Genomic DNA, 26,277 nt, shown 5'->3' on the forward strand with positions numbered 1-26,277 from the left:
TGGTCCTCTCGTTCAGGCGATGACGTCGAGCGCCGCGGCGCGGGCGGTCGGCGGGGTGCGGGATGCCCCGCGCGGGTCGTGGCCGGCATCCGGGTCGCCGGGGCCGTGGTCGGGCAGCTGCTCGCCGGGGGCGCCGAGGGTGGTGCGCTCGCGCTCGGCGCCGGGGGCGTCACCCGCGGCGGTCTCGCGCGCATCCCGCTGGTCGGATCGCGCATCGGCGCGATCGCCGGCCGGCCGTTCGCCCGCCTCGCGGTCGGCGACGTCGATGCGCCAGCCCGCCGCGGCCTCGCCGAGGTCGCGCCGCAGGTCGGGCATCGCCGCGCGCACGGCCTCGCGCGCCGCGTCGGTGGGGGCGATGAGCTCGATGCGGATGCCGTCGGCGTCGACGACCGCGCGGATGGTCACCGGGCCGAGGTGCTCGGGCGTGATCGAGACCGTCACCGTGTGGGAGCCCGGCCCGGCGCTGCGGATGCCGAGCATCGCCGGGGCGAGCTGCGGGGAGAGCGGCGCCGCGGGCACGGGGGCGGGCGGCGACGCGGGTGCCGCGCCGGACGCGGGCGGCGCGGGGGGCGGCGCGGTCGCGGGCGCCGCGGGGGCGAGCGCCGGCAGGGCGGAGGGCGAGGTCGCGGCGGATCCGGCCGCGCCGGGTGCCGGGGCGAGCGACTCCCCCGCGCCGGTGGCGGTCGTGGTCGGGGCGGAGGCGGCGCGTGCCCAGGCGGACTCCGGCTCGGGTGCGCCGGGCGCGGCCGACTCGACCGGAGCGGTCGGAGCGGCCGGAGCGGCCACTGCGGCCGGCGCGACGGCGGCCGCCGTCGGGGCGCCCGCGCCGGCCGCGCCGGCGGGCGATGCGGCGGACGTCGTCGTCGCGGCGGAACCGGGTATCACGGCGGCGACGGCCGCCGCCCCGGACGCGGGATCCGTGGCGTGCGCTGCCGGCGCAGCAGCCGGGGCGAGCACGGCGGAACCGGCTGCCGCAGCCGGGCCGGACGGCTCGAGGAGCGCGTCGGCCGGCGGCGCCTGCTCGGCCTCCGCCCCGCTGTCACCGGGCATCCCGGACTCGACCGGCATCCCCCCGGCGGCGACCGACGGATCGACCGCCGAGCCGAGGGCGGCCGCGGAGGGCGCGGCAGCGTCGGGCATCAGGGCCGGCGGCGCGAGCGGCACGGCGTGGGAGGAGGCGGGCTCGTCGGCGGATCCGGCCCCGGTGGCCGCGGGCGCAGCGCCGGCCGCGTCCTCCGCGGGCTCGGCGGCGAGCGCCGCGGCGAGCGCCCGCTCGAAGTCGTAGCCGGTCGCGGCGTCGGCAGGGGCATCCCCCCGCGTCACCGGTCGGGAGCCGAGCACGGCGCCCGCGAGCGGCATCATGCGCCGCCGCCCGGGATGATGCGGCGGATGGTGCCGATGTCGCCCTGCGTGAGGTAGTTGGGCACGAGCTCGACGTTCTTGCCGGGGCGCGGGGCGTGGATGATCATGCCGTCGCCGGCGTAGATGACGATGTGGCCGCGGTCGCGCGTGACGATGAGGTCGCCCGGCTGCGCCTCGGCGAGCGAGGGCACCTCGACGCCGACGCGCGCCTGATCCACGACGACGCGCGGCACCTCGACGCCGAGGTCGGCGAAGACGCGCTGCACGAGGCCCGAGCAGTCCATGCCCGTGGTGTCCTCTCCCCCGAAGACGTAGGGGATGCCGAGGTAGCGCTGGGCGCCCGCGACGACGGCCTGCCCGCCCGCGCTCGCCGCGCCCGGCGGGAGCGCCGGCAGGGCGGGGGCGGCCGGTGCGGGGGCGGTCGGTGCGGCGAGGCCCGCGCGCGCGAGCACCGCGGCGAAGTCCTCCCCGCCGGCGGCCGCGGCGGCGCTCGGAGCAGGCGCGGGAGCAGCGGGCGCCCGCACCTCCCCGATGAGCAGGCGCACCTCGGCGATGCGGTTCATGGTGTCGATGGCGCTCATCGCGGATCTCCGTTCGTGGCGGCGAGGGTCTCGGCGGCGAGGCGGGATGCCGCGCCATGGGTGCCCGTGAGCTCATCGGCGTCGCGCTGATCGCCGCGGGCGCGCTCCGAGGTGCGGGCGAGGTCGTGGCGCTCGGCGAGCTTCTCGACGACGCGCACGCGCTGACGGGCGCCGCGCTCCTCGAGGCGGGCCTGCTCGCTGGCCCGCGCATCCGCCCGCAGCCGCTCGTCGAGGCCGGCCATCATGCTCGAGGCGCTCGCGCGGGCCGCCGCCACCGCGGCGAGGCTCGCGCTGTCGACGGGCGCCGAGACGCTCTCGGTGAGCTGGGCGACGACGAGGCCGCGGCGGGCCTCGGTGCGCTCCAGCCGGCGGGCGGCCGCGGTCGCCGCCGCCGCCCGGGTCTCGGCCTCGACGGTGCGCACGCGCAGCAGACCCGCGAGCGGGAACATGCCCCTCACGCGGCACCCCCCAGCAGGGCGGCGAGACGGCCCAGACGGGCGCGGGTCTCGGCGGGCGGCGTCAGATCGTCGAGGTGCTGCACGAGCAGAGCGGCGAGCTCGGCGCGATGGGCGATGACGGCGTCGACCCGGCGGTCGGAGCCGGCCGGGTAGGCGCCCACGTCGATGAGGTCGCGGGCCGAGCGGTGCGCCGCCATGGCCGCGCGAACGCTCGCGAGCGCCGCGCGGTGGCCGTCGTCGACGATGCGGCCCGCCACGCGCGAGACGCTGCCGAGCACGTCGATCGCCGGATGGTGGTCGGCGACGGCGAGGGCGCGGTCGAGCACGATGTGGCCGTCGAGGTACGAGCGCACGGCGTCGGCGACCGGCTCGTTGTGGTCGTCGCCGTCGACGAGCACCGTGTACACGCCCGTGATCGAGCCGCGCTCGGCCGTGCCCGCGCGCTCGACCAGCTGGGCGAGCACCGAGAAGGTCGACGGCGGGTAGCCCCGGGTCGCCGGCAGCTCCCCGGCCGAGAGCCCGATCTCGCGCTGCGCCATGGCCATGCGGGTCACCGAGTCCATCATGAGCAGCACGTGGCGGCCCTCGTCGCGGAAGCCCTCGGCGATGCGCGTGGCCGCGAGCGCCCCGCGGCGGCGGCGCACGGCGGGGTCGTCGGAGGTCGAGACGACGACGACCGAGCGCGCCAGGCCCTCCGGGCCGAGATCGCGCTCGATGAACTCGCGCACCTCGCGACCGCGCTCGCCGATGAGGGCGAGCACGATCACGTCGGCGTCGGTGCCGCGCGCGACCATCGACAGCAGCGAGCTCTTGCCGACCCCGCTGCCCGCGAAGAGCCCGATGCGCTGGCCCCGCCCGATCGGGGTGAAGGCGTCGATGGCGCGCACCCCCGTCGCGAGCGGCGTGTCGATGGGGGCGCGATCGAGCGCCGAGGGCACGGGATGCTCCAGCGGCACCCGCACGACGCCCTCCAGCGGCCCGAGCCCGTCGAGAGGGTCGCCCAGCGCGTCGACGACGCGGCCGAGCAGCCCCGGCCCGACGGGGACGCCGCGCCCGCGCTCGGCGCGGGCGGGCTGCCCGACCCGCAGGGCGGGAGCCGGGTCGAGCGGCATGCAGCGCACGCCGTCGGCGCGCGCGGCGATGACCTCGGCGCGCACCGCGGGGGCGCTGCCCAGGGAGACGATCTCGCCGACGCCGGAGCGCAGACCGGCGACGTCGACCGCGAGGCCGACGACGCCGCGCACGACGCCGTGCCGCTCCGGGGCCGCGGCGGTGAGCAGGGAGGACCGCAGCGCGGCGCCGAGCCCGGCGGTCGGGCGCGCGGCCGGGGTGCTCGGCGCGGAGCGGAGGGCGGCGGTCATGCGCGGCCTCCCTCGGCGAGCAGAGCGCGGCAGCGGTCGAGGGCGGTCGTGAGCCGGGCATCCAGCTCGCCGTCGACGAAGTCGCCGACCGCGTCGCCGCGGCGCACCCGCGGGTCGCCGACGAGCGGGGGCGCCGACCCTGCCTCGAGCAGGCCGGCGACGAGGGCGAGGTCGTCGGGGTGCAGGCGCACGGCCGTCAGCCGAGGGCTCTCCTCGTGGGCGAGCACGCGGTCGATCGCCGCGCGGGCGGCGGCGTCGAGGTCGAGCGCGGCGCTGCCGACGATGGCGGCGGCGAGCTCGACGGCGGTCTCGGCGAGGGCGCGCTCGACCGACTCGCGCTGCTGCACGACCCGCGCGCTCCAGGCGGAGGCGGCGGCGTCGAGGGCGGCGAGGGCCGTGGCCGTGGACTCGTCGTCGCGCCGGCGGCGCTCCGCGGCGGCCGCCTCGAGCGCGCTCAGCCGGCGGGCGCTCTCGACGACGGCGGCGCGCAGGCCCGCGGCGTAGCCCTCGGCGTACCCGCGGGCGGCGTGCTCCCCCGCGCCGTCGATGCGCGGGAACAGGTGCGGGCGCGCCGCGACGGTCTCAGACAAGGCGGTCCCCGTCGTCGTCGCCGCGCGTCAGCACGATCTCGCCGATGGCCGCGGCCTCGCGCATGGCCCGCACGATCTCGGCGCGCGCCTCGTCGACCTGGGATGCCCGCACCGCGCCCTGCAGCGAGGCCTCCTCCTCGACCAGGGCCCGCACCCGCTCGCTGATGTTGGCGGTGATGATCGCGGCGACGGGCTCGGGTGCGCCGCGCAGGGCGAGCGCGAGGGTCGCCGCGTCGACGCCGCGGACGACCTGCTGCACGTCCCGCGGGTCGAGGCGCACGATGTCGCCGAAGGTGACGAGCCGGCTCCGGATGTCCTCGGCGAGCGCCGGCGAGCGCTCGTCGAGCGCGGCGAGCAGCGCCCGCTCGGTCGCCACGTCGGAGCGCGTGATGATCTCGACGAGCGGCTGCACCCCGCCGACGACGTCGATGTGACGGCGAGGGTCGATGACGGCGCCGGCGCGGTGCCGCAGCGTGTCGGCGACGATGGCGACGGCCTCGGGGGTGGCCGAGCCCATGCCCGCGATGCTCTCGACGACGTCGAGGCGCAGCGGCTCGGGCAGGCCGGCGAGCACGTGGGAGGCGCGCTGCGGCGAGAGGTGCGCGAGCACGAGGGCGATGGTCTGGGCGAGCTCGTTCTCGAGCAGGCCCCGCACGGTCGCGGGGTCGACCTCGTCGAGGAACTCGAAGGGGCGGCCGCCGAGGGTCGCCGTGAGCCGCGTCATGACGCCCGCGGCGCGCTCGGCGCCGAAGGTCGCCTCGAGCAGACCGGCGGCCACGTCGCGACCGCCGCGCGCGGTGAGCGCGCCCGAGACGGAGAGGGCGTGGAAGTCCTCCACGATCTCCTCCACCTGCTCGGAGTCGACGCGGGAGAGCGCCATGATCTCGGCGGAGATGCGCTCGGCCTCGTCGTCGCTGAACTGCTTGAGCACCTCGGCGGCGTGGACCTGGTCGAGCTGCGTCATGAGCAGCGCCACCCGCTGCGTGCCGGTGAGGGCGACGCTGCGCGCGAGCGCGCTCACACCGGGCTCCGGTCGTCCATGAGCTGGCGCAGCAGGTCGGCGGTGCGCGCCGGGTCGCGCTGGGCGAGGGCGTTGAGCGCGCGGCGGCGGCCCTCGACCCCCGACGGCCCGACGGGCAGCTCGATGTCGCTCAGGTCGTCCTTCGGGGCGAGCAGCGCGTCGAGGTCGGGCACGGGCGTCGTCGGCTCGTGGCGCTCCTGGAGGATGCCGAGATCGATGGGCTCGCGCACCTGGCGCTTCATGGCCGAGCGCACGAGGGCGAGGATGACGACGAGGAGGATGAGCACCCCGAGCCCGATGGCACCCCAGCGGACGCTCGACCAGAGCGCCTCCTGCTCCTCCGCCGCGCGCGCCGCGCCGAGGGCCGCCTCGGCCTGCTCGGCCAGCGAGCGGTCGAAGTCGACGAGCTCGACGGTGACGGCGTCCCCCGCCGCGACGTCGAGACCCGCGGCCGTCACGACGAGGGCCTCGAGGGCCGCGGCGTTCGTGCCGGCGGCGGCCTCGCGGTCGACGGCGACGGAGACGGTCTGCCGACCGATGTCGCCGGCCGGGATGCTCCTGACCTCGACGACGCGGTTGTTGGCGTTCGTGCGATCGGTGGTCTCGGCGGCGTAGGTGCCGGCATCCTGCTCGTCGCCGGGGACGGCGATGTTGTCGGGGCCGAGCACGCCCGCGGCCCCGCCCGCCCCGCCGGTGTACTCCTCCGAGGTGGTCGACTCGGTCAGCGGCACGGCGCCCTCGGCCGCCTCGTAGGTCTCGCTGGTCCGCTCGATCGACTCCGAGACCACGTCGGCGCTCACAACGACGCTCGCGTTCCCGGGCCCGACGACGCGCTCGACCATGGCGAGCACCTCGCCCTGCACGCGCTCCGCATGGTCGCCGGATGCCCCGCCGATCCCTCCCGTCGGACCGGTGCCCACCGCCGACAGCACCGTGCCGGCGGCATCCACCACGGCCACGTCGCTCGCCGCGAGCCCCTCGACGGAGGCCGACACGAGGTTGACGATCGCCGAGACCTGCTCGGTGCCGAGCTGGGCGTTCGGGCTGGTGGCGAGGAAGACGGAGGCGGTGGGCGCGACCCGCTCCTCGGTGAAGACCGACTCCTCCGGCAGGGCGAGCCGCACGGTCGCGGTCTCGACGCCCTCCATGGCGCCGACGGTGGCGGCGAGCTCGCCCTCGAGCGCGCGCTGCCAGGTGACGCTCTGCTGGAAGTCGCTCGCGGTCACGCCCATCTGGTCGAGGAGGGCGTAGCCGGCGCTCTGCTCGCCGGGCAGGCCGGCCGAGGCGAGGGCGAGGCGCTGCTCGTAGACCTGCGCCTCGGGCACGAGCACCGAGGAGCCGCCGCCGGCGAGCTCGTAGGGCACGCCGGCCGACTGCAGCTGCTCGACGACCGCGCTCGCATCGGCGGGGGCGAGGCCGCTGAACAGCGGCGCCATCGTGGGGCGCGAGAGCCAGCTGGTGAGGGCGATCGTGCCGAGCACGAGGGCGGCGACGCCGATGAGCGCGATCGTGCGCTGCGCGACGCTGAAGCCCTGAGCGGATGCCGCGAGGCGGCGCCACGCGGAGGTCACGGCGGCGGGCATCAGGCCTGCATCCGCATCACGTCGTTGAAGGCCTCGATGCCCTTGTTGCGCATCGTCGTCATGACCTCGAGCGTGAGGCTGGCGCGCGAGGAGGCGATCGTCGCGGCGTGCAGATCGGTGAGGTCGCCCGTGACCGCGGCGAGGGCGAGGCTGTTGCTCTCGGCGCCGAGGCGCTGGGCCTCGTCGACGGCGCCGGCGAGCTGCCCGGCGAACCCGGAGCCGCCGTCGGCGGCCGGGGGCGCGCCGATCGCGGCGACGGCCGGCTCGGGCGGGGTGATCCCGCCGAGCGGGGAGAGGGGGGCGATGGGCATCAGCTGCGTCCGATCTCGAGGGCGGCCAGGTAGGTCTCGCGCGCGCGGTCGACGACCGCGGCATTCGCCTGGTAGCCGCGCTGGGCCATGATGAGGGCGCCCATCTGGGCCGCCATGTCGATGTCGGGGAAGCGCACCATGCCGTCCTCGTCGGCGAGCGGGTGGTCGGGCTGGTAGGCCAGCCGCCCCTCCGGATCGCCGAAGGCCGCCCCGGCGACCATGACGCCGCCGACCCCCTCGGCCTCGCGCGCGACGACGTAGCGCGCCTGGAAGGCGTCGCCGTCGGTGCCCGTGACGGTGTTGACGTTGGCCATGTTGTCGCTGACGGCGTCGAGCCACTTGCGGTGCACGGTCAGCGCGGTGCCGGCGATGCCGATCGCGTCGAGCGCCATCAGCTCGTCCTCAGCACGGAGCGGACGCTCTGGAACTGGCCGTCCATCGCGCGGGAGGCGAACTGGAAGCGCAGCACCGTGTCGACGTTCGAGATGGTCTCGGTGTCGAGGTTGACGTTGTTGCCGTCGAGGCGCGTGGGCTCGAGCGAGCGCTCCATGCTGGGGTCGACGCGGCCCGAGCCGTCGCGGATGGAGTCGGCCAGGGCATCCTCGAAGGCGACGCGCTGGGCGCGGAAACCGGGGGTGCTGACGTTGGCGATGTTGTCGGCGATGGCGCGCTGGCGCGCCGCGAGGCCGGTGAGCGCGCTCTCCAGAGCGGTCGCGGTGACGGAGTCGATCACGGGTGGTGCCCCTTGCTCGTCGGGCACCGTGCGGTGCTGCCGAAGGGTGGCCGATCCATGGCCGGGAGTCGAGCGATCCGTGCTCTGATGCCGACTATCGGCACCGCCCTGCGCGCCGTTAGGCGGAACGGTCGAGCAGCAGCGGCGTCGTCGAGGGGCGCGGGGCCGTCTCGCGCAGGGCGCCGCGATGCCGTTCGATCTCCTGCTGCACGTCCCGCGTCTGCCGGGCGCGCTCCTCGATGAGGGCGAGGATGCTCCGTGCGCGCTCGGCGAGCTGCGCGGGCAGCGCTCCCGCTCCGGCGGGCGCCTGCCAGGCCGAGCCGTCCGTCAGGGGGCGCTCGACAGGCGCGCGCGCCGGCTCGCCCGCGTCGGCGGCCATCAGGGCGACGAGGCTGGGGGTGGGCGGGATGCGGCGCTCGAGGTCGTCGAGCACGCGCGCCCAGGTCTCGACGGCCGGCTCAGCCGACACCGCGGATCCCGTCGAGGGGGACGGCGACGGCGGGCTCGGCCGCGAGGCTCTCCGCCGCATCCCGCCACGCCTCGCGCAGGGGGGCGACGACGCGCGCGCAGGCGCGGGTGATCGTCGGGTCGTGGTCGATCCCCGCGCGCAGCAGCTGCGTGGTGAGGTGACCGTAGAGCGCGAGCAGCTGGGGGCCGCCCTCCCACGCGTCGACGTCGAGACTGCCCATGAGCTCGGCGACGATCGCCTGCGCGTTGCCGAGGGAGCGCCGTTCCGCCTCGCGGTCCTGCGCATCCTGAGCCTCGGCGGCCCGGTCGAGGTCGAGCGCGAGGCGGTCCATGAGCATGACGAGCAGCCGCGCCGGCGACGCCGAGAGGACGGCATCGCGGCGGTACTGCGCGAGCATCCGCTCCGCCGCGGTCACGACGGCCTCTGCATCGTCGGCAGCGAGGAGAGCTGCGAGCTGAGCCACGAGCCCTGAGCGTTGAGCGAGCCCAGCTGCACCTCGAGTGCGGCGTAGGTGCGCTCGAGCGTGGCGCGGCGCGATTCCAGGCGGCGATCCCAGCTCGCGATCTGGCTGCCGAGATCGGTGATGCGCTGCTCCTGGCCCTCGATGCGGCGCGTGAGGAGGCCGTCGAAGCGGTCGCTCATGGTCTCGACCGCGCTCTCGACCCGGGCGCTCAGCGCGGCGACGGTCGCGAGGGTTCCGGCCGGGTCGTCCTCGAGCGCGGCGGCGAAGCGCTCCGCGTCGAACTCGACGGCGCCGGTGGCGCTGAAGCTCAGTCCGATCGTGGAGGGCGAGACGCCGTCGACGGGTCGGCCGACCGCCTCGGTGACGCGGTTGCGCACGTCGCGGGCGGTCGAGTCGCCGGTGAGCACGCCCGCGCGCGTCGTGGGCGATCCGGTCGAGCCCGTCGACGTGGTGACGGCCGTGACGGAGGAGAGGTAGTCGAGCACGCCCTTGATGGCGGTGCCGAGCCCCGCGGCGGCCTCGCTGATCGCGGCCTGGTCGCGGGTGATGGAGATCGTGGTCGTGCCCGTGGTCCCGGCGGCGATCTCGAGCGAGACGCCGGGGAGGAGATCGTCGAAGGTCGAGCCCGCGGCGGTGCGGGTCTGCTCGGCGGCGGTGCCCGCCCAGAGGGTGACCCGGGCGTCGCGCCCCGTCGTGACGATGGCGGCCCCGGGTTCGGCGAGGACGTCGACGGCGGTGCCGGCGGCGACCTCGGCGGCCGTTCCGCGGTAGAGCGAGAAGGCTCCGGCGGCGCCCGTCGCGCCCGCCTGCACCTGCAGCCGGGAGAGGGGGTCGCCGGTGACGGGGTCGGTGCCGGCCGACACGGCGGTGGCGGCGAGCCCGAGGCCCGCGTCGCGCAGCGCGGTCGCGACGTCGGCGGCCGAGCCGCTCGCGGCGGTGATCTCGTGGGAGGCGCCCTGCGCGTCGACGATCGTGAGGGCGAGCGGTCCCGCTCCCCAGCCGGCGCTCGCGGCCGTCACCCCGGTGTGCGCGGCGGCGGTCGCGTCGATGCGCACGTCGATGCTCCCGGCGGGCGCGCCGGCGGTCGCGCTGACGGTGACGCCCTCGAGCGTCGAGGATGCCCGGCTCGGCGTCGTCGTCGCGGCCTCGCCGAGCGAGGCGGCCCGGGTGCCGAGCGTCTGCAGCGTCGAGTTGATCGTCTGCCAGGCGCTGACCTGCGAGCGCGCCGTGGTGACGGAGTTCTGCAGCTGGCCGCGCGGGATGGCCTCGATCTGCATGAGCGAGGCGATGAGCGAGGCGGAGTCGAGGCCGCTGGAGAGGCCAGGAAGGCTGATGCCGGCCATGTCGCGCTCCTCTCGGGAAGGGTCGGGATGCTCGGGCGGAGGTCGTGGAGGGGTGGCCTCCCGGCGGCGAGGGACGGTTGAGGGGTCCTCGCCGCCGGGCGGTCGTGAGCCGGAGGGCTTAGCCCAGGAGCTGGAGCACGCCCTGCGGCAGCTGGTTCGCCTGCGCGAGCATGGCGGTACCGGCCTGGCTGAGGATCTGCGAGCGGGTGAACTGCGACATCTCGGCCGCCATGTCCGTGTCGCGGATCCGGCTGTTCGACGCCGACAGGTTCTCGACGGCGACGTTCAGGTTGTTGATGGTGCGCTCGAAGCGGTTCTGCACCGCACCGAGCTCGGAGCGCGCGGTCGAGATGTTCGCGATCTCCGTGTCGATCGCCGTGATCGACGCCTGCGCCGCGGTCGCATCGGTGTAGGTCAGGGCGGCCAGCGTGCCGCCCAGGGCCTCGACATCGGCCGTGAGGTTCACCGTGATCTGGCTGGCCGCATCTCCGTCAGCGCCGACCTGGAAGGTGAGCGACGCCGGTGCGGCGGTGCTCAGCAGGTCGATGCCGTTGAAGTTCGTCGACTGGCCGATGCGGGTGAGCTCGGCGGCGAGCTGGTCCGACTCGGTCTTGATCGCCGTCCGAGCGGCGGGGTTGTTCGAGTCGTTGCCAGCCTGGACGGCGAGGTCGCGCATGCGCTGCAGCGTCGAGTGCACCTCGTTGAGGGCGCCCTCCGCGGTCTGCACGACCGAGATGCCGTCCTGCGCGTTGCGGCCGGCGACCTTGAGGCCGCCGATCTGCGCCTTCAGGCCCTCCGAGATGGCCAGACCGGCCGCGTCGTCGCCGGCGCGGTTGATGCGCAGGCCGCTCGAGAGCTTCTCGAGCGACTTGCTCAGGTCGTTCTGCGTCACCGACAGGTTGCGGTAGGCGTTGAGGCCGGCGATGTTGGTGTTGATCTGCATACCCATGGTGTTCCTCCGTGATGTGGGTGGTGTGTCGCCACCCCGTCCGTGGGGTGACGCTGAGCACTCTCGGCAGGGCCGGAGCGTTCGTTAGGGGGTCAGCTCGCCTCGGCGAGATCGGCACCGCGGCGGGCGGCGAGGGCCATCGCGTGCTGCAGCTCGCCGAAGCGGGCGAGGTAGGCGGCCTGCCGGCTCGCGACCGCGGCGGCGACGGGCTCGACCGCGGCGGCCGCATCCGCCCGCAGCTCGGCGACCGCGGTGCGCAGCAGCTGCATCGCCTGGCTGCGCTGCTGCGAGACCGCGGAGTGCGTGACCCCGAGCTCTGCCGCGATCTCGGTGACGGAGCGGTCGTTGTAGAACAGGTCGACGACGATGCGCCGCATCCGCTCGGGCAGCGCGGCGATGGCCGCGCGCAGGCGGTGGTCGCGCTCCGCGATGATCGCGGCCTCCTCGGGGCCGGGCAGCTCGCTGCGCAGGGAGCCGGCGACGTCCTCGTCGATCTCGGTGACGCGGCGCGCGGCGAAGGCGAGGGTCTCGCGCACGACGGCGGGCGCCTCCCCGAGGGCGGCGGCGAGCTCATCGACGGTGGGGGCACGGTGAAGCTCGCTCGCGAGGCGCTCCTGCAGCGCGGTGACGGCGGTGATGCGCTGGCGCGTCCCCCGACCCGCCCAGTCCGTGGAGCGCAGCTCGTCGGTGAGCGCTCCGAGGATGCGCTGACGGGCGTAGGCGCCGAACGGCACGCCCCGCTCGGGGTCGTAGGCCTCGGCCGCGGTGATGAGGGCGATGGCCCCGACGGAGGCGAGATCCTCCCGCGAGAGGTGCGTCGCACGGGCGCACAGATCGTTGACCAGGTAGCCCACGAGCGGCAGGTTGGCCACCACGAGAGCGTTGCGATCTCGCCGTTCGGGGGCGCGATCGAACCCGGAGAGTCGTGTCGTCATCTGCGTAATTCCCCCGTATTGCCTGGTATCAAACCGTGAATCCTCACGACCCCTCGCGTAGACCCTGCCCGGCTCCACCACCCCCTGAACACCCCCCACAAGAGGGACCCCCACAGGGAGGGTCCGCACTGTGGGGGACACGTTCTGTCCCCAAGTGCCACGCCCGTGGGGCACCGAGGGCTAACGTCGGCGGCGGTCCTGCCGACAGTGCTCTCTGCGCGGGATGCACCGCTCCCGCACCCCGCATCCCGACCTCGAACGGACCACCCATGAGCGCCGCCGAACTCTCCGCCGCCCTGTGGCGCGAGCGCGAGCTGCTCGACGGCCTGGTCTACGCCCTGGAGGTCGAGCACCTGCTGCTCACCGCCGGCCGCACCCATCGCCTCGACCGCGCCTCGCGCGATGTGGAGCGGGTTCTCGGCGGCGTGCGCGACGCCGGGCTCACCCGCGCGGTCGCGGTCGCCGCGGTCGCCGACGCCTGGGCGGCGCCGGCCGATGCCACGCTCCGCCAGCTCATCGAGCACTCCCCCGACGCCGCCTGGCGGGAGGTGCTCGTCGAGCACCTCGAGGCGCTGACGCGCCTGACGGGGCAGATCGCCGAGCTGCGCGAGGCCAACAGCAGCCACCTGCGCACCCTGCTCCGCTCGACCGACGAGGTGCTCGCCTCGGGCGTCGAGCAGCGCGATCCCCGCGCGTACACGGCGCAGGGCGGCTCCGCCGCCGGCGCCGCATCCACCCCTCTGATCTCGAAGGATCTGTAGATGATCGCGAACGGCGGCTGAACCGTGTCGACCTTCGGCTCCCTGAACATCGCCTACACCGGGCTCGTCGCCGCACGCCGCGGCCTCGACGTCACCGGCGCCAACATCGTGAACGCGGGCTCCGAGACCTACACGCGCCAGCGCGTGACGGCCACGGCGCTCGACCCGCTCGCGCGAACGGGCCTGCTGCCCACCGGCACCGCGCTGCCACAGGGCGTCGATGCGGAGACGATCGTGCGGCTCTCCGACTCGCTGCGCGATGCCCGCGTCGGCGACGCCAACGGCGCCCTCGGCACCGCGACGCGGCAGGCGCAGGCGCTCGGCGCGCTCGAGGCGCTCGTCGCCGAACCGGGCGACGACGGCCTCGGCGCCGCGCTCGACGCCTTCTGGACGGGCTGGCAGGACGTCGCCAACCAGCCGGGCGAGGCGGCCCCCGTCTCGGTGCTGCTCTCCCGCGCGCAGGCGGTCGTCGATCGGCTCGGCGGGATGCGCACGGGTGCCGAGGCGGAGTGGTCCGATGCGCGCAGCGCCCTCGAGGGCGTCGTGCGCACGGCCAATACCGACGCCGCCTCCCTCGCCGATCTGAACGAGCGCATCCGCACCGGCAGCGCGGCGGGCGCGAACGTCGGCACGCTGCTCGACGAGCGCGACCGGCTCGCCGGTCAGCTCGCGGGCCTCATCGGCGGCACCGTGCGCCACCGCGAGGACGGCATGGTCGACGTCGTCGTCGACGGCGACGCGATCGTGATGGGCACGACGGCCCGCGCGCTCTCCGTCTCGGGCGCCGCCGCCCTCGACGCGGCGGCGGGCTCGCCCGTCGCGCTCGAGTGGAGCCACCGCCCGGGCATCCCCCTCTCGATGTCGCGCGGCGAGGCCGCGGGTCTGCTCAGCGCTCTCGCCCCCACCGGCGCGCTCGCCTCCTTCGCCACGGCGCTCGATGCGGTCGCGAGCGACCTCGCCGCGGCCGTCAACACGGCGCACGCCGCCGGGGCGACGCCCGACGGCAGCACGGGGCTGGCGTTCTTCGCGGTCGCCGCGGGCGCTCCGCCGGCGCGCGGTCTGAGCATCCTGGCCACCGGCGTCGACCAGGTCGCCACCGGCGCGGTCGGAGCGGGCGCCGCCGACGGCAGCGTCGCCGACGCGATCTCGCAGCTCGGCTCGGCCCCCGGCGGCCCCGACGGCGCGTGGTCGACCCTCGTCGCCGACCTCGGCGCGCAGAGCAGGTCGGCGCTCGATCGCCTGGAGCGCACGACCGCGACCGCCGTCATGGCCGTCGATGCGCAGCGCTCGCAGGCCGGCGTCTCGCTCGACGAGGAGAACATCGCCCTCATCGGCTACCAGCAGTCGTACCAGGCGGCCGCGCGGGTGCTCACGACGATCGACGAGATGCTCGACGTGCTCATCAACCGCACGGGGGTGGTCGGCCGATGATGGTCACGCGCTCCACCCAGCTCACCCTCGCCGGCGCCGCCAACCGCAGCCTGCAGACCGCCATGACCGAGCTCGCCCGCCTGCAGGATCAGGCGTCGAGCCAGCGGGCCATCACCCGGCCGAGCGACGATCCGCGCGCGACCGCCGAGGCGCTCGCGGTGCGCAGCGAGCAGCGATCGGTGGCGCAGTTCCAGCGCAACGCCGATAACGCGCAGGGCTGGCTGACCACGGTCGACCGCGCTCTCGGCACCGCCGGCTCGGTGCTGCAACGCGCCCGCGACCTCGCGGTGCAGGGCGCGAACGACGGCGCCCTCTCCCCCGCGGCGCGCGAGGGCCTGGCGGCCGAGTTCGAGGGCCTGCGCGACGACCTGCTGACCCAGGCCAACACGGCCTACCTGGGGCGCTCGGTGTTCGCCGGCGACTCCGCGGCGGCCCTCGCGGTCGATGCCGCCTACACCTTCACCGGCTCGGGAACGGCGCCGGTGACCCGACGAGTGGATGAGGGGCGGAGCGTGCGCGTCGACGCCGATGGAGCGAGCATCTTCGGGCAGGGGGCCGCGTCGACCTTCGCGCTGCTCGACGCCATCGCCGCCGATCTGCGGGCGGGAATCCCCATCCGCGATCGCATCGAGGAGGTGGATGCCCGGCTCACCTCCGTCGTCACCGCCCACGCCGAGATCGGCAGCCGCCAGACGCAGCTCGACCGCACGGTCACGAACCTCGCGAGCCGCGCCGTGGCCATCGAGACCCAGCGCAGCGCGGTCGAGGACGTCGACCTCGCGAAGGTCATCCTCGACCTGACCGTGCAGAGCACGGTGTACCAGTCGGCGCTCGCGGTCACCGCGCGCGTGCTGCCCCCGACCCTGATGGAGTTCCTGCGATGACGATGACCGCCCCCGCCTCGACCGCCCCCGCCCTGCCCGAGCGGGTCGCGCTGCGGTTCACCTCGCCGCTGCTGGGCCTGCCCGGCGCGACCGCGTACGACCTCGTGGTCGTGCCCGACGGGGTGGGCCTGTTCTCGCTCGAATCGGGCGGCACCCGCCTCTTCCTCGTCGACCCCGTGCACTACGTCGACGACTACCGTCCGCGCCTCACCGCCGAGCAGCGCGCGGCGATCGGCATCGACACCGATGCGGATGCTCTGCTGCTCGTCGTGGTCGCCCCCGACGTCGACGGCCCGACGGCGAACCTGCTCGCGCCGATCGTCATCGCCGGCGACGGCCGCGCGAGCCAGGTGCTGCTCGACGATCAGGAGATGCCCGTGCGGGCGCCCCTGCGTCCGAGCGTCAGCGGCTGACCCGTCGCCGATCGGCGGCGTCGCCGCCGCCGCCGCCCGTCGTCCATCCCGGCAGGGCTCAGCGGCCCCGGTTGTTCTCGAGCTCGAAGACGCTGAGCAGCTCGGCCACGGCGCGCTCGCGCGCGTCGCCGCCCTCGTCGAACATGTCGGTCACGTGCGTGCGCAGGTGGTTCTCGACGAGCAGCTTGTTGAGGCTGCGCAGGCTCTTCTGAATGGCGAGCGACTGCGTGATGATGTCGACGCAGTAATCGTCGTTCTCGACCATCTTCTCGATGCCCCGCATCTGGCCCTGCAGGATGCGCGTGCGGTGCAGCGCCCGCTTCTTGATGTCGTCGATCATCCGGCCATCATACCCCCTGGGGGTATTTTACACCAGATCTCCCGCGGTCTGCTCCCCTACAGTGTGCCCATGATCGTCACGAAGCGCGAGCACGCCTGCCTTGTCCTCCAGAACGAGGGCTCGACCCTCGTCATCGACCCCGGGGTCTTCACGGCCCCCTTCGAGGTCGAGAACCTCGTCGCCATCGTCATCACGCACGAGCACCCCGACCACGTCACGGCCGAGCACCTCGACCGACTGCTGGCCGCCGCGCCGGGCACCCTCCTCTACGCCCCGGCGGGCGTGGCGGCGGCGATGCCCGGGTACCTCTGGCACACCGTCAGCGCCGGCGAGCTCCGCACCGTCCCCGGCTTCTCGCTCCGATTCACCGGCGGCGAGCACGCCACGATCCACTCCTCGATCGCTCCGATCGACAACGTCGGCGTCATGGTGAACGATCAGCTGTACTACCCCGGCGACTCGTTCGCCGACCCGGATGCACCGGTGCACACCCTCGCGGTGCCCGCGAGCGCTCCCTGGCTCAAGGTGGGCGAGGTCATGGACTTCGTCGGCGCGGTGAAGCCCCACCAGGCCTTCCCGACGCACGAGCTCGTCAACTCCGAGGCGGGGCAGGCCATGACCAACGGGCGCATCGAGAGCGTGCAGGCGCAGCACGGCGGCAGCTTCGTCGCCCTCGCGCCGGGCGAGTCGCTCGACCTGGGCTGAGCGGCGGGGGCGCTAGCTCCGGCGCTCGGGGTCGAGCGCGACGGCGCCTCGGCGCAGCACGACGAGCGCGGCCACGAGAGCCGCGACGGCGATGGTCGCGCCCGCGGCGAGGGTCGAAGCATCCGGCTGCACGATCGACTGGCCGCGCAGGGCCTGCACCGTCACGAGCGCGGTCGCCGCGAGCCAGGCGCCGGCGCCGGTGAGCACGAGCCCGCGGCGCACCGCGACGTCGCGCAGCACCGCCGTGCGACGCGCCATCAGCTCGAGACCGAGCGCGAGCAGCGGGATCGCCTGCAGCGCGTGCGTGCCGACGAAGTGCGGGATGCGTAGATCGCCGGCGACGGTGCTCCAGCCCAGCAGCGGGATGCCCGGCCCGCCGTCGGCCGCGCCCACCGCGTGCGCCCCGGCCACGCCCTGGAAGTCGCTCAGCTGCGCCGCCGTCGGGCCCGTCATGAGGAACCCGAGCGCGAGGCCGATGAGCGAGATCACGACGCCCGCGCGCAGGGCGGTGGTGCGGGCGCGGTCGGCGCCGGGGTTGCGCCACAGGGCGATGCCCGCGAGCAGGGTCGCGACCCACAGCGTCGTGATCGCGAACGCCATGATCGCCCAGGCCGTCGTCGCCAGCGGGGTGTCGACCATGAAGTGGCTGCGCAGGCCGACGGCCGCGAAGCCGACGATGATGACGAGCTCGGCGGCGAGGGTCGCCGTGATGATCGTGCCGGCCCACCACGCCGCGCGGCGCCACCGCGTGGACTGGCCGATGATCCACGACCAGGTCGCCGCGTAGAGCACGCCCGAGAGCAGGAACTTCAGCGGCTTCTCCCACACCCCGACCCCCAGCAGCTGCCGGTCGTCGACGACGGCCGCGATCGCGACGGGCACGACGGCGACGGCGAGCACCGCGGCGAGCCCGAGCAGGGGCCGGTGCCAGCGCAGCGGCGGCAGAGCCGTGCGCGGTGCGGGGGCGAGGGTGTCGGTCAGCATGATTCCTCCGGATCGGCGGCGAGCGATGCGGGCGGGGCCGAGAAGCGCCGCTGGGATTCGGACTCCTGCGCGATGCGCCGCAGCCCCGCGAGCAGGCCGTCGCCGAGCACCGTGCCGATGACGACCACGTCGGTCATCGCGGTGACGCTCCCGGCGCCGGAGACCGCGGCGAGGTCGGCCCGCGCGACCGTGTCGGCCGCGTCGGCGTAGGCGCCGACGGTGGCGAGCAGGTCGTCGCGGCCGAGCTGCGCGTAGGCGTCGAGCACGCGCGCGGCCATGGCGAGCCCGGGGTTGCCGGCGTGCACGTGCCAGCCGCGGCGGGCGCAGAGCTCGGCGATGATCCGGGCGCCGGGGCCATCGGCCGCCTCGGGCTCGGCGGTGCCGTCGCCGTCCGCGGCGGCGGGCTCGGGATGCGCGAGCGCCGCCGGCATGGTCACCGCGCGCTGCGCGACGCCGAAGAGGGAGTTCAGGGGCATCCCCCCGTCGTCGAGGGCGGCGATGACGCGCTGCGCGCTCGCCGTGCTGAGGCCGGCGATCTCGACCATCGCCCGCACCAGCCGCACGCGCGCGACGTGGCTCTCGTCGTAGCGGGCCTGATTGGGGCTCGTCGTCTCGCCGGCGTGCAGCAGCCCCTCGCGCCGGTAGAACTTCAGCGTCGGGACGGCGACGCCGGTGGCGGTGCTCAGCTCGGACATCCTCATGTTGGATACTGTAACTATCCGATAGTGCTCTTGTCTATATGATCCGGCGCAGCGCGTCGCACGCGCGATCGAGGGTCGCGAAACCGGTTCCGCCGTCAGACGAGCTCCTCGGCGACTCGTGCGCGGGCCTGCCGGCGCAGCACCGTCGCCGCCAGCGCGAAGAACTGCCTCACCTCCGGCTCACGACGATCGGCGGCGATCGCGAGGCAGGTCTCCACCAGTGTCGCGTCGGTCACCGCCCGATACACGAGATCGGGACGCGAGTAGAGCCGGGCGACGCTGCGCGGCACCATGGCGATGCCATGACCGGAGGCGATGAGCTCGAACTTCTCCTCCACCGATGAGGTGCGCCGGGCGTGCGTATCGAGCACGGGCTCGGCGAGCAGATCGGCGACGACGAGCGATTCGCGCCGGGCGAGCGGATGCGTCAGGGGCAGGCAGGCCACCTTCCGCTCCGCTCCGATCGACGCGACGTCGAGACCGCCGTCGTCGAAGGGGCGCCGGAGGAATCCCGCATCCGCACGTCCGTCGCGGAGCGGTGCATCCTGCTCCCACCAGTCGACCCGCAGCAGCTCGAGCTCGATCGACGGATGCCGAGCCTCGTGCGCGCGGACCGCGTCCGAGACCTGCAGCCCCGGCGCGAAGGCCAGGATGATCCGCTGCGCGCCCCGATCGAGCTGGAGCGCCCGGCGCACCGTGGCGTCCGCGAGGGAGAACAGCGACAGCGCGTCGGCCGCGAGCTGCTCGCCCGCGGGCGTGAGGTGCACGCTGCGCGTCGTACGCAGGAGCAGAGCGCACCCGAGATCGTCCTCGAGCGCACGGATCTGCCGGCTGAGAACGGGCTGCGCGATGTGCAGCTCCCCCGCGGCGCGCCCGAAGTGCTGATGCCGGGCGAGCGCCACGAAGTACCGGAGCTTGCGCAGATCGAGATCCATACCCGAACGGTATCAAAATACCCCAAAGGGTATTGGACCGTTCGGCGGCGAGGGCCGCAGGGTGGAGACATGATCATCATCACCACTCCCACCGGCGCCATCGGCAGCCAGGTGCTCCATCAGCTTCTCACCGACCCCTCCGCCACGAGCGAGGCGATCCGCGTCATCGTGCGCGACCCCGACTCGCTCGCGCCGTCCATCCGCGACCGCGTCGAGGTCGTCACCGGATCGCACGGCGACCGTGCGGTGGTCGAGCGAGCCTTCGCCGGCGCCGACGCGGTGTTCTGGCTCGTGCCCCCGGATCCGCATGCGGCGACGCTCGAGGAGGCGTACTCGGGATTCAGCCGCGCGGCCGTGGAGGCGTTCACCACCCACGGCATCAGCCACGTCGTCGGCGTCTCCGCGCTCGGCCGCGGCACCCCTCAGGCGACCCGCGCGGGACTCGTCACCGCCTCGCTCGCCATGGACGACCTGATCTCCCGCAGCGGGGTCGCCTACCGCGCACTCGCCTGCGCCTCGTTCATGGACAATCTGATGCGTCAGCTGCCGTCGATCCGCGACCACGGGTCGGTGACCGACACGCTGGACCCCGACCGCCGGTGGCCGGCCGTCGCCACCCGCGACATCGCGACGACCGCGGCCGGCCTGCTGCTCGATCGCGACTGGACGGGGAGCTCGGCGATCCCGGTGGTGGGTCCGGAGGACCTCTCCCCCACCGAGATGGCCGCCATCATGTCCGAGGTCCTCGGCAGGCCCGTCCGCTACCAGCAGCGGACGCTCGAGGCCTACGCCGGATCGCTGGCGGGGTTCGGTCTGGGGAGCGCCTTCGTGGAGGGCATGGTCGACATGATGCGCGCGAAGGACTCCGGTCTCGATGCAGGACCGCATCGGGACTCGACCGCCCCCGGGGCGACCGCGTTCAGGACCTGGTGCGAGATCGTGCTCAAGCCGGCCGTCGACGCGTGAGCGCCGACCCGCGATGAGCGCCGCGGCCCAGGCCGCGGACCGGGTATGACCCACGTCCCGGGTTGCGCCCAGTCATGACGAGCCCATTCATGACGAAAGGCCCGCGTCAGCGGGCCTTTCGTCATGGCCGGCCGGAGCGGGCCTCGCGAAGAGCTGGGGTACCTGGACTCGAACCAAGAACAACTGAACCAGAATCAGCCGTGTTGCCAATTACACCATACCCCACCGGGTCGGCCGAGGGCCGATCCGATCGGCTCACCCGCAGGTGAACCGAGTAGCAAGATTACCCTACCCGCGGGGCGCGCACGAACCACCGACCCGTCCAGCCGTGGCACGCGGCGGGGGTCGAGCCGCCGCCCGGTACGGTGGATCCGTGCCGAGCCCCGCCCTCCCCCGCCGTCGCGCGGCGGTCATCGCGGGCGCGCTCGGGGTCGTGGTGCTCATCGGGCTCGCCCTCGCGGCCCAGGCATTCCGCGCGAGCGCGGCAGGGGCATCCTTCATCGATCAGTACCCCGGCAGCTACGCGCCGCCGCCCGGCACCCCCGAGGGCTTCCCGGCCTGGCTGCGCTGGACCCACTTCCTCTCCGCCTTCTTCCTGCTCTTCATCGTGAGCTCGGGCCTGCACCTGCGCCGCCGCCAGCGGCCGCCGGCGTTCGTGACCCGGCGTCGCGAGGGGTTCCTCGCCGCGAAGAACCCGACCCGCCTCGGCCTGCACTCCTGGTGGCACCTGGTCGTCGACACCCTCTGGGTCGTGACGGGCCTCGTCTACGTCGTGCTGCTCATCGTCAGCGGCCACTGGGCCCGCCTCGTGCCCACCGACCTCGCCGTCGTGCCGAACGCGATCTCGGCCGCGGTGCAGTACCTCACGGTCTCCGCGCCGCCGGCCGACAGCTGGAGCGCGTACAACAGCCTGCAGCAGCTCTTCTACTTCGCCACCGTCTTCGTCGCGTCGCCGCTCGCGCTCGTCACCGGCCTGCGCCTCTCCCCCGTCTGGCCCGATCGATGGATGCGCGCCCGCGGCCCGCTCTCCGACACCGCCGCGCGGCGCACGCACAGCCTCGTGCTCTGGTACTTCCTGGCGTTCACGCTCGTCCACGTGAGCCTCGTCCTCCTCACCGGAGCGCGCAGCAACCTCAACGCCATGTACGTCGGAGTCGACGACGAGACGTCCTGGCTCGGCGTCGGCGTCTTCGCGCTCTCCACCGGCGTCATGGCGGCAGCGTGGGTGCTGCTGCGGCCGCCCGCGCAGATCGCGATCGCCGAGCGGGTCGCCGACGTGCGGGTCATGCCGGCGGCGCCGAAACGGGGCTGACGCACCGCGGCCGTCGCCCGCCGGGCGAGGCGGGGCGACCGGGCTCAGCGCGGCCGGGCGCGGCGCGACCGGGCTCAGCGCGGCCGGGCGCGGCTGGGCCGTGCGGGCGTGGCCGCGAGCTTCGCCGCGGCGGCGCGCAGCCCCTCGGCGCCCTCCGGCGTGAGCGCGTAGAGCTGGCGCGGGGCGCCCGCGTGCTCCCCCGGGTCGTCGTGGGCCTCGAGCCAGCCCGCGTCGAGCAGCCGGGCGAGCGCGGGGTAGACGGTGCCCGAGGGCAGGCCGGTCGACTCGATGATGCTCAGGCCCCAGAGCGGAGCATCCGCCGCCGCGATCGCCTGCAGCACGGCCACGGTCTGCCGGGTGACGCGCTGCACGAGGGCTCTCAGACCGTGGCGCGCAGGGCCCGCAGGCGCGCAAGGGTGGAGTCGCGGCCGAGCAGCTCCATCGACTCGAACAGCGGCGGGCTCACGCGGCGACCCGAGAGGGCGACGCGCAGCGGACCGAAGGCGAGGCGCGGCTTGAGGCCGAGCCCGTCGACGATCGCGGCGCGCAGGGCGGCCTCGATGGGCTCGGGCGTGAAGTCGTCGAGCCCTTCGAGCGCAGCCAGCCCTGCGTCGAGCACCGCGGGGGCGTCGGCGCCGAGCGAGCCGCGGGCGTCGTCCTCCACGACGAGGGCCTCATCGTCGACGAAGAGGAAGCCGAGCATCCCGGGAACCTCGCCCAGCAGCCCGACGCGCTCCTGCACCAGCGGAGCGGCCGCCGACAGCAGGGCGCGCTGGCCCTCGTCGGGGGCGCCGGCGAGCACGCCCGCCTCGATCAGGTACGGGATGCTCCGCTCGACGAACACGTCGACGGGCAGCAGCCGCACGTGGTCGCCGTTGAGGGCCTCGGCCTTCTTCAGGTCGAACCGCGCCGGGTTGGGGTTCACGTCGGCGACGTCGAAGGCGGCCGTCATCTCGTCCATCGTGAAGACGTCGCGGTCGTGGCTGAGCGACCAGCCGAGCAGCGAGAGGTAGTTGAGCAGACCCTCGGGCACGAAACCGCGGTCGCGGTGGTGGAACAGGTTGGACTCGGGGTCGCGCTTGGAGAGCTTCTTGTTGTTCTCGCCCATGACGTAGGGCAGGTGGCCGAACTGCGGCACCGCCGTCGCGACGCCGATGTCGACGAGGGCCGCGTAGAGCGCGATCTGGCGCGGCGTCGACGAGAGCAGATCCTCGCCGCGCAGCACGTGCGTGATGCCCATGAGGGCGTCGTCGACGGGGTTGACGAAGGTGTACAGCGGCTGGCCGTTGGGTCGCACGAGCACGAAGTCGACTATGCTGCTCGCGGGGAAGGTGATCTCGCCGCGCACGAGGTCGGTGAAGGTGATGTCGGCCTCGGGCACCCGCAGACGCAGAGCGGGCGAGCGGCCCTCGGCGCGGTAGGCGGCGCGCTGCTCCTCGGTGAGCTCGCGCTCGCTGTTGTCGTAGCCGCGCTTCGGGTCGAGACCGTTCGCGATGTTGCGCGCCTCGATCTCCTCGCCCGTGAGGTAGCTCTCGTAGAGGTGCCCGGCCTCGAGCAGCTGCGCGATGATCCCCTGATAGATCTCGCCGCGCTGCGACTGCCGGTACGGCGCGTGCGGGCCGCCGACCTCGACGCCCTCGTCCCAGTCGAGCCCGAGCCAGCGCAGCGCGTCGAGCAGCTGGTGGTAGCTCTCCTCGCTGTCGCGGGCCGCATCCGTGTCCTCGATGCGGAAGATCAGCTTGCCGCCCGTGTGCCGCGCGTAGGCCCAGTTGAACAGGGCCGTGCGGATGAGCCCGACGTGCGGCGTGCCGGTCGGCGAGGGGCAGAAGCGCACCCGCACGTCGGCGCCGGTGGCGGAGGAGAAGAGGGGCGCGGGGGCGGTGGAGCTCGTGGCGTTCATCGCCCCCGATCCTACCGGCGGGGCGCGCGCTGATCCGCGGCGGGCTGCGCGGCCGGGAGCCGGCGAGGAGCGCGCCCCGCGGTGCGCGTGAGCAGCAGCGCCCCCACGACGACGGCGGTGAGCGCGAGCGCCGCGAACGAGAGCCCGCTGTACCCGGCCATCGCGAGCACCACGCCGGCGAGCGCCCCGCCGACCGCGCCCGAGCCGCTCATGAGCAGGTCGCTGCGGCCCTGCACGATCGTGCGCCGCGCGGGCGCGGTGGAGTCGGTGAGCAGAGCGGATCCGGCGACCGTCGAGGCGCTCCAGCCGAGCCCGAGCGCGATGAGACCCGCGACGACCCAGCCCTCGCTCTCGGCGCCGAGGCCCGTCATCAGCAGGCTCGCGACGAGCATCCCCTGCCCCAGCAGGATGGTGCCCCAGCGGCCGAGCCGGTCGCTCAGGATGCCGAAGACGGGCGAGAGCGCGTACATGCCCGCGATGTGCAGGCTGATCGTGAGGCCGACGATCGTCAGAGTCGCTCCGTGGTCGGTGAGGTGCACGGGCGTCATCGCCATGACGCTCACCATCGTGGCGTGGCTGAGCGCGATGGCGATGAGCGCGAGGCGGATGCCCGCCCGATCGTCGACCGCGGCCGCCGGCTGCTCGGCATCGGCGCCGCGGGCGGCGGCGTCCCGCCGCTCCTGCTCGAGGGCGAGGCGCCGCGCCACCCGCAGCGGGTCGGGCCGGAGCGCCACGAGGTACAGCGCCGCCGCGAGCCCCTGCGCCGCGATCGTGAACAGGAACGGCCCCGTCAGCTCTGGCAGGCCGAGCGCGGCGCCGAGGCTCTCCCCCGGGCCGATGAGGTTCGGTCCGCTCACCGCGCCGACCGTCGTCGCCCAGACCACGAGCGAGAGGTCGCGGCCGCGCGTCGCGGGGGCGGCGAGGTCGGCGGCGGCGAAGCGCGACTGCAGGTTGACGGCGGTGCCGACCCCGATGAGCAGGATGCCCGCGAGCAGCAGCGGCGTCGACACGAGCCCCCCGGCGACGATGCAGACGGCGGCGCCCGTCGCCGCGAGCGCGGCACCGGTCGCGAGCGCCCGCGCCCGCCCCACCCGCGCGGCGAGCCTCGCGAGCGGGATCGCCGCGAGCGCGGCGCCGAGCGTCGCCATCGTCGCGGCGAGGCCGCTCAGCGCGGGCGAGCCGCTCACCTCGGCGACGAGGATGGCGCCGATCGACAGGGTCGACCCCATGCCGAGGCCGGCGAGCACCTGGCCGGCCATGAGCGTTCCGCGCGTGCGGCGCTGCAGCCGGGCGACCTCGTCGGGGCCGAGCTCGCGCGCGTCGTCTGGCGCCTCGGCCGGGGTCGGCGGGCGTCGCGGGGTGCGCGCGGCGGTCATCCCCTCACGGTACGCCCGCGAGGGGGTCGAGCGCGTCAGTAGTCGCGGTCGTCGCGGTTCTTGGCGGGGTTCGAGAGCGTGCCGAGGCCCTCGATGGTGATGTCGACGGTCTGCCCGTCGACGAAGCTGCCGAGGCCGTCGGGCGTACCGGTGAGGATGACGTCGCCGGGCAGCAGGGTCCACACGTCGCTGATGAACTCGATGAGCTCGGGGATGCCGTGCAGCAGATCGCGGGTGTTGCCCTTGCGGCGCAGCTCGCCGTCGACGTGGGTCTCGATCTCGAGGGCGGTCGGGTCGATCTCGGTGTCGATGAAGGGGCCGAGCGGGCAGAAGGTGTCGTAGCCCTTCGCGCGCGCCCACTGGCCGTCGGCGAACATGACGTCGCGCGCCGAGACGTCGTTGGCGATCGTGACGCCGAAGACGACGTCACGCCAGTCCTCCTTCTTGACCCGCTTCGCGACCTTGCCGATGACGAGCGCGAGCTCGCCCTCGTGCACGATGCGACCCTCGACCGGCGGGATGATGATGGGGTCGCCGGGGCCGACCACCGCGGTGTTGGGCTTGAGGAAGATGAGCGGCGTCGACGGCCCTTCGTGCCCCATCTCCTTGCGGTGCGCGGCGTAGTTCATGCCGACGCAGACCACCTTCGAGCGCGGGATGACCGGCGCGAGGATCGTCGCCTGACTCAGCGGCACCCGCTCACCGGTGGTCTCGAAGCCGTGGAACATCGGATCGCCCGCGAGCACGACCAGGTCGTCGTCGTCGAGCACGCCGAAGCGCGGGTCTCCGTCGGTGCTGAATCGCGCGATCTTCACGGGGTGGAGCCTACTCTCGCAAGTGTATTTCTCCATGCAGACGCATGGAACTGGCAGACGTCGGGGAGGATGCGCCGGGATCGGCGCTCAGACCGGGGTCACGACGTAGGTGGCGGTCGTCTCGCCGTTCGTCGTCGCGATCGCCAGGTTGACGATGTACTCGGCGCCGGTGAACGTGCCGAACGCGCTCGTGGCGTCGCTCGAGACGTTGCTCGCCGTGAATCCGGCACCTTCGAGCGCCGCCCGGGCGCCCTCGAACGCGGCGGCCTCGTCGATGCGGATGCGGGCGACCCAGCCCGCGCCGTCGGGGCCGCCCGCCCCGCCGAGGATCTCTCCTCCGAGGAGCGGGATGCCCTGCGGGAACGTCGACGGCAGCTCGCCGTCGGTGGAGAGCTCGGCGCCGCCGAGCACGTCCTCCGCCAGACCCCGCACCGACTCGTCGATGCCCTCCGTGACCTGATCGACGCCCGAGCCGACCACGCCCTCGACGATGTTGTCGAGGGGCGTTCCGGTGCAGGCAGTGGTGCCGAGGACGAGTCCCGCGGCGAGCAGGGCCGTCACGACGGATCGGGTGCGCAGGGCGGGCATCCGGGTC

31 protein-coding genes and 1 tRNA gene are annotated in these 26,277 nt (G+C 74.6%); 7 read left to right on the forward strand and 25 right to left on the reverse strand.

Annotation, left to right across the window (positions count from 1 at the left end; translation table 11 throughout):
• Positions 1-12 precede the first annotated feature (12 nt).
• The 15 genes from OVN18_RS01550 to OVN18_RS01620 all read right to left on the reverse strand — a co-directional run bounded on the left by OVN18_RS01550 (position 13) and on the right by OVN18_RS01620 (position 12,159).
• Entirely contained in the window at positions 13-1,362 is a 1,350-nt protein-coding gene (locus OVN18_RS01550; protein ID WP_267781521.1) for a flagellar hook-length control protein FliK, read from the reverse strand.
• Entirely contained in the window at positions 1,359-1,943 is a 585-nt protein-coding gene (locus OVN18_RS01555) for a C40 family peptidase (RefSeq protein ID WP_267781522.1), read from the reverse strand. The genes OVN18_RS01550 and OVN18_RS01555 overlap by 4 nt, the downstream gene beginning before the upstream one ends.
• The gene (locus OVN18_RS01560; protein ID WP_267781523.1) at positions 1,940-2,401 is read right to left on the reverse strand and encodes a hypothetical protein; all 462 of its coding nucleotides are present in this window, start codon (positions 2,399-2,401) and stop codon (positions 1,940-1,942) included. The genes OVN18_RS01555 and OVN18_RS01560 overlap by 4 nt, the downstream gene beginning before the upstream one ends.
• Complete coding sequence (locus OVN18_RS01565; RefSeq protein WP_267781525.1) at positions 2,398-3,762, reverse strand: FliI/YscN family ATPase; 1,365 nt, start codon at positions 3,760-3,762, stop codon at positions 2,398-2,400. The genes OVN18_RS01560 and OVN18_RS01565 overlap by 4 nt, the downstream gene beginning before the upstream one ends.
• The gene (locus OVN18_RS01570) at positions 3,759-4,352 is read right to left on the reverse strand and encodes a FliH/SctL family protein (protein WP_267781526.1); all 594 of its coding nucleotides are present in this window, start codon (positions 4,350-4,352) and stop codon (positions 3,759-3,761) included. The genes OVN18_RS01565 and OVN18_RS01570 overlap by 4 nt, the downstream gene beginning before the upstream one ends.
• The gene (gene fliG, locus OVN18_RS01575) at positions 4,345-5,373 is read right to left on the reverse strand and encodes a flagellar motor switch protein FliG (RefSeq protein ID WP_267737777.1); all 1,029 of its coding nucleotides are present in this window, start codon (positions 5,371-5,373) and stop codon (positions 4,345-4,347) included. Before fliG ends, OVN18_RS01570 begins: the two co-directional genes overlap by 8 nt.
• On the reverse strand, positions 5,370-6,956 hold the full coding sequence (gene fliF, locus OVN18_RS01580) for a flagellar basal-body MS-ring/collar protein FliF (RefSeq protein ID WP_267781527.1): 1,587 nt from the start codon (positions 6,954-6,956) through the stop codon (positions 5,370-5,372). Before fliF ends, fliG begins: the two co-directional genes overlap by 4 nt.
• Positions 6,956-7,267 carry a flagellar hook-basal body complex protein FliE gene (locus OVN18_RS01585; protein ID WP_267781528.1) on the reverse strand — a complete coding sequence of 104 codons (312 nt, stop codon included), beginning with the start codon at positions 7,265-7,267 and terminating at the stop codon, positions 6,956-6,958. Before OVN18_RS01585 ends, fliF begins: the two co-directional genes overlap by 1 nt.
• Positions 7,267-7,659, reverse strand: a complete 393-nt coding sequence (locus OVN18_RS01590; protein ID WP_267737779.1) for a flagellar basal body rod protein FlgC — start codon at positions 7,657-7,659, stop codon at positions 7,267-7,269. The genes OVN18_RS01585 and OVN18_RS01590 overlap by 1 nt, the downstream gene beginning before the upstream one ends.
• Entirely contained in the window at positions 7,659-8,000 is a 342-nt protein-coding gene (locus OVN18_RS01595; RefSeq protein WP_267737780.1) for a flagellar basal body rod protein FlgB, read from the reverse strand. The genes OVN18_RS01590 and OVN18_RS01595 overlap by 1 nt, the downstream gene beginning before the upstream one ends.
• Before the next feature lie 118 nt (positions 8,001-8,118).
• The gene (locus OVN18_RS01600) at positions 8,119-8,469 is read right to left on the reverse strand and encodes a hypothetical protein (RefSeq protein ID WP_267781530.1); all 351 of its coding nucleotides are present in this window, start codon (positions 8,467-8,469) and stop codon (positions 8,119-8,121) included.
• Complete coding sequence (locus OVN18_RS01605) at positions 8,459-8,932, reverse strand: flagellar export chaperone FliS (RefSeq protein WP_267781532.1); 474 nt, start codon at positions 8,930-8,932, stop codon at positions 8,459-8,461. Before OVN18_RS01605 ends, OVN18_RS01600 begins: the two co-directional genes overlap by 11 nt.
• Entirely contained in the window at positions 8,881-10,275 is a 1,395-nt protein-coding gene (gene fliD / locus OVN18_RS01610; RefSeq protein ID WP_267781533.1) for a flagellar filament capping protein FliD, read from the reverse strand. Before fliD ends, OVN18_RS01605 begins: the two co-directional genes overlap by 52 nt.
• Before the next feature lie 118 nt (positions 10,276-10,393).
• Entirely contained in the window at positions 10,394-11,224 is an 831-nt protein-coding gene (locus tag OVN18_RS01615) for a flagellin N-terminal helical domain-containing protein (protein ID WP_267737784.1), read from the reverse strand.
• A gap of 92 nt (positions 11,225-11,316) precedes the next feature.
• On the reverse strand, positions 11,317-12,159 hold the full coding sequence (locus OVN18_RS01620) for a sigma-70 family RNA polymerase sigma factor (RefSeq protein ID WP_267737785.1): 843 nt from the start codon (positions 12,157-12,159) through the stop codon (positions 11,317-11,319).
• A 269-nt stretch (positions 12,160-12,428) separates the two neighbouring features.
• Between OVN18_RS01620 and flgN the strand changes: the two genes are divergently transcribed.
• Genes flgN through OVN18_RS01640 form a run of 4 tightly spaced genes read left to right on the forward strand, consistent with a single transcriptional unit; the run spans position 12,429 to position 15,648 of the window.
• Complete coding sequence (gene flgN / locus OVN18_RS01625) at positions 12,429-12,920, forward strand: flagellar export chaperone FlgN (RefSeq protein ID WP_267737786.1); 492 nt, start codon at positions 12,429-12,431, stop codon at positions 12,918-12,920.
• Between the two features lie 24 nt (positions 12,921-12,944).
• Positions 12,945-14,351: a flagellar hook-associated protein FlgK gene (flgK, locus tag OVN18_RS01630; RefSeq protein WP_267781534.1), complete on the forward strand. Its 1,407-nt coding sequence runs from the start codon at positions 12,945-12,947 to the stop codon at positions 14,349-14,351.
• Positions 14,348-15,235, forward strand: a complete 888-nt coding sequence (gene flgL, locus OVN18_RS01635) for a flagellar hook-associated protein FlgL (protein WP_324287788.1) — start codon at positions 14,348-14,350, stop codon at positions 15,233-15,235. The genes flgK and flgL overlap by 4 nt, the downstream gene beginning before the upstream one ends.
• On the forward strand, positions 15,232-15,648 hold the full coding sequence (locus OVN18_RS01640) for a flagellar assembly protein FliW (RefSeq protein ID WP_267781535.1): 417 nt from the start codon (positions 15,232-15,234) through the stop codon (positions 15,646-15,648). Before flgL ends, OVN18_RS01640 begins: the two co-directional genes overlap by 4 nt.
• A gap of 58 nt (positions 15,649-15,706) precedes the next feature.
• Here the strand turns inward: OVN18_RS01640 and OVN18_RS01645 are convergent, their stop codons facing one another.
• A complete protein-coding gene (locus OVN18_RS01645; protein ID WP_267737791.1) occupies positions 15,707-15,988 on the reverse strand; it encodes a metal-sensitive transcriptional regulator in 282 nt (93 codons plus the stop codon).
• A gap of 69 nt (positions 15,989-16,057) precedes the next feature.
• Between OVN18_RS01645 and OVN18_RS01650 the strand changes: the two genes are divergently transcribed.
• Positions 16,058-16,693: an MBL fold metallo-hydrolase gene (locus OVN18_RS01650; RefSeq protein ID WP_267781536.1), complete on the forward strand. Its 636-nt coding sequence runs from the start codon at positions 16,058-16,060 to the stop codon at positions 16,691-16,693.
• Positions 16,694-16,705: 12 nt separating this feature from the next.
• Here the strand turns inward: OVN18_RS01650 and OVN18_RS01655 are convergent, their stop codons facing one another.
• The 3 genes from OVN18_RS01655 to OVN18_RS01665 form a co-directional block, all read right to left on the reverse strand.
• The gene (locus OVN18_RS01655; protein ID WP_267781537.1) at positions 16,706-17,677 is read right to left on the reverse strand and encodes a hypothetical protein; all 972 of its coding nucleotides are present in this window, start codon (positions 17,675-17,677) and stop codon (positions 16,706-16,708) included.
• Positions 17,671-18,378: a MerR family transcriptional regulator gene (locus OVN18_RS01660; RefSeq protein WP_267781539.1), complete on the reverse strand. Its 708-nt coding sequence runs from the start codon at positions 18,376-18,378 to the stop codon at positions 17,671-17,673. Before OVN18_RS01660 ends, OVN18_RS01655 begins: the two co-directional genes overlap by 7 nt.
• A 95-nt stretch (positions 18,379-18,473) precedes the next feature.
• Entirely contained in the window at positions 18,474-19,313 is an 840-nt protein-coding gene (locus OVN18_RS01665) for a LysR family transcriptional regulator (protein WP_267781540.1), read from the reverse strand.
• A gap of 69 nt (positions 19,314-19,382) precedes the next feature.
• Between OVN18_RS01665 and OVN18_RS01670 the strand changes: the two genes are divergently transcribed.
• Positions 19,383-20,279 (forward strand): NAD(P)H-binding protein, encoded by an 897-nt coding sequence (locus OVN18_RS01670; RefSeq protein WP_267781542.1) that lies wholly within the window; start codon positions 19,383-19,385, stop codon positions 20,277-20,279.
• Positions 20,280-20,432: 153 nt separating this feature from the next.
• Here OVN18_RS01670 and OVN18_RS01675 read toward each other — a convergent pair.
• A tRNA-Gln gene (locus OVN18_RS01675) sits at positions 20,433-20,504 on the reverse strand.
• Between the two features lie 148 nt (positions 20,505-20,652).
• Between OVN18_RS01675 and OVN18_RS01680 the strand changes: the two genes are divergently transcribed.
• On the forward strand, positions 20,653-21,591 hold the full coding sequence (locus tag OVN18_RS01680) for a cytochrome b/b6 domain-containing protein (RefSeq protein WP_267737804.1): 939 nt from the start codon (positions 20,653-20,655) through the stop codon (positions 21,589-21,591).
• 74 nt (positions 21,592-21,665) lie between these two features.
• Here OVN18_RS01680 and OVN18_RS01685 read toward each other — a convergent pair whose 3' ends face one another.
• The 5 genes from OVN18_RS01685 to OVN18_RS01705 all read right to left on the reverse strand — a co-directional run bounded on the left by OVN18_RS01685 (position 21,666) and on the right by OVN18_RS01705 (position 26,270).
• Positions 21,666-21,962 carry a PadR family transcriptional regulator gene (locus tag OVN18_RS01685; protein ID WP_267781544.1) on the reverse strand — a complete coding sequence of 99 codons (297 nt, stop codon included), beginning with the start codon at positions 21,960-21,962 and terminating at the stop codon, positions 21,666-21,668.
• A gap of 8 nt (positions 21,963-21,970) precedes the next feature.
• Entirely contained in the window at positions 21,971-23,491 is a 1,521-nt protein-coding gene (gltX, locus tag OVN18_RS01690; protein ID WP_267781546.1) for a glutamate--tRNA ligase, read from the reverse strand.
• An 11-nt stretch (positions 23,492-23,502) separates the two neighbouring features.
• Positions 23,503-24,867, reverse strand: a complete 1,365-nt coding sequence (locus OVN18_RS01695) for an MFS transporter (protein ID WP_267781548.1) — start codon at positions 24,865-24,867, stop codon at positions 23,503-23,505.
• Between the two features lie 35 nt (positions 24,868-24,902).
• On the reverse strand, positions 24,903-25,682 hold the full coding sequence (locus OVN18_RS01700; protein ID WP_267737809.1) for a fumarylacetoacetate hydrolase family protein: 780 nt from the start codon (positions 25,680-25,682) through the stop codon (positions 24,903-24,905).
• A gap of 87 nt (positions 25,683-25,769) precedes the next feature.
• A complete protein-coding gene (locus tag OVN18_RS01705; RefSeq protein WP_267781549.1) occupies positions 25,770-26,270 on the reverse strand; it encodes a hypothetical protein in 501 nt (166 codons plus the stop codon).
• Positions 26,271-26,277 lie beyond the last annotated feature (7 nt).

This window comes from Microcella daejeonensis (assembly GCF_026625045.1).
Lineage (GTDB): Bacteria > Actinomycetota > Actinomycetes > Actinomycetales > Microbacteriaceae > Microcella > Microcella daejeonensis.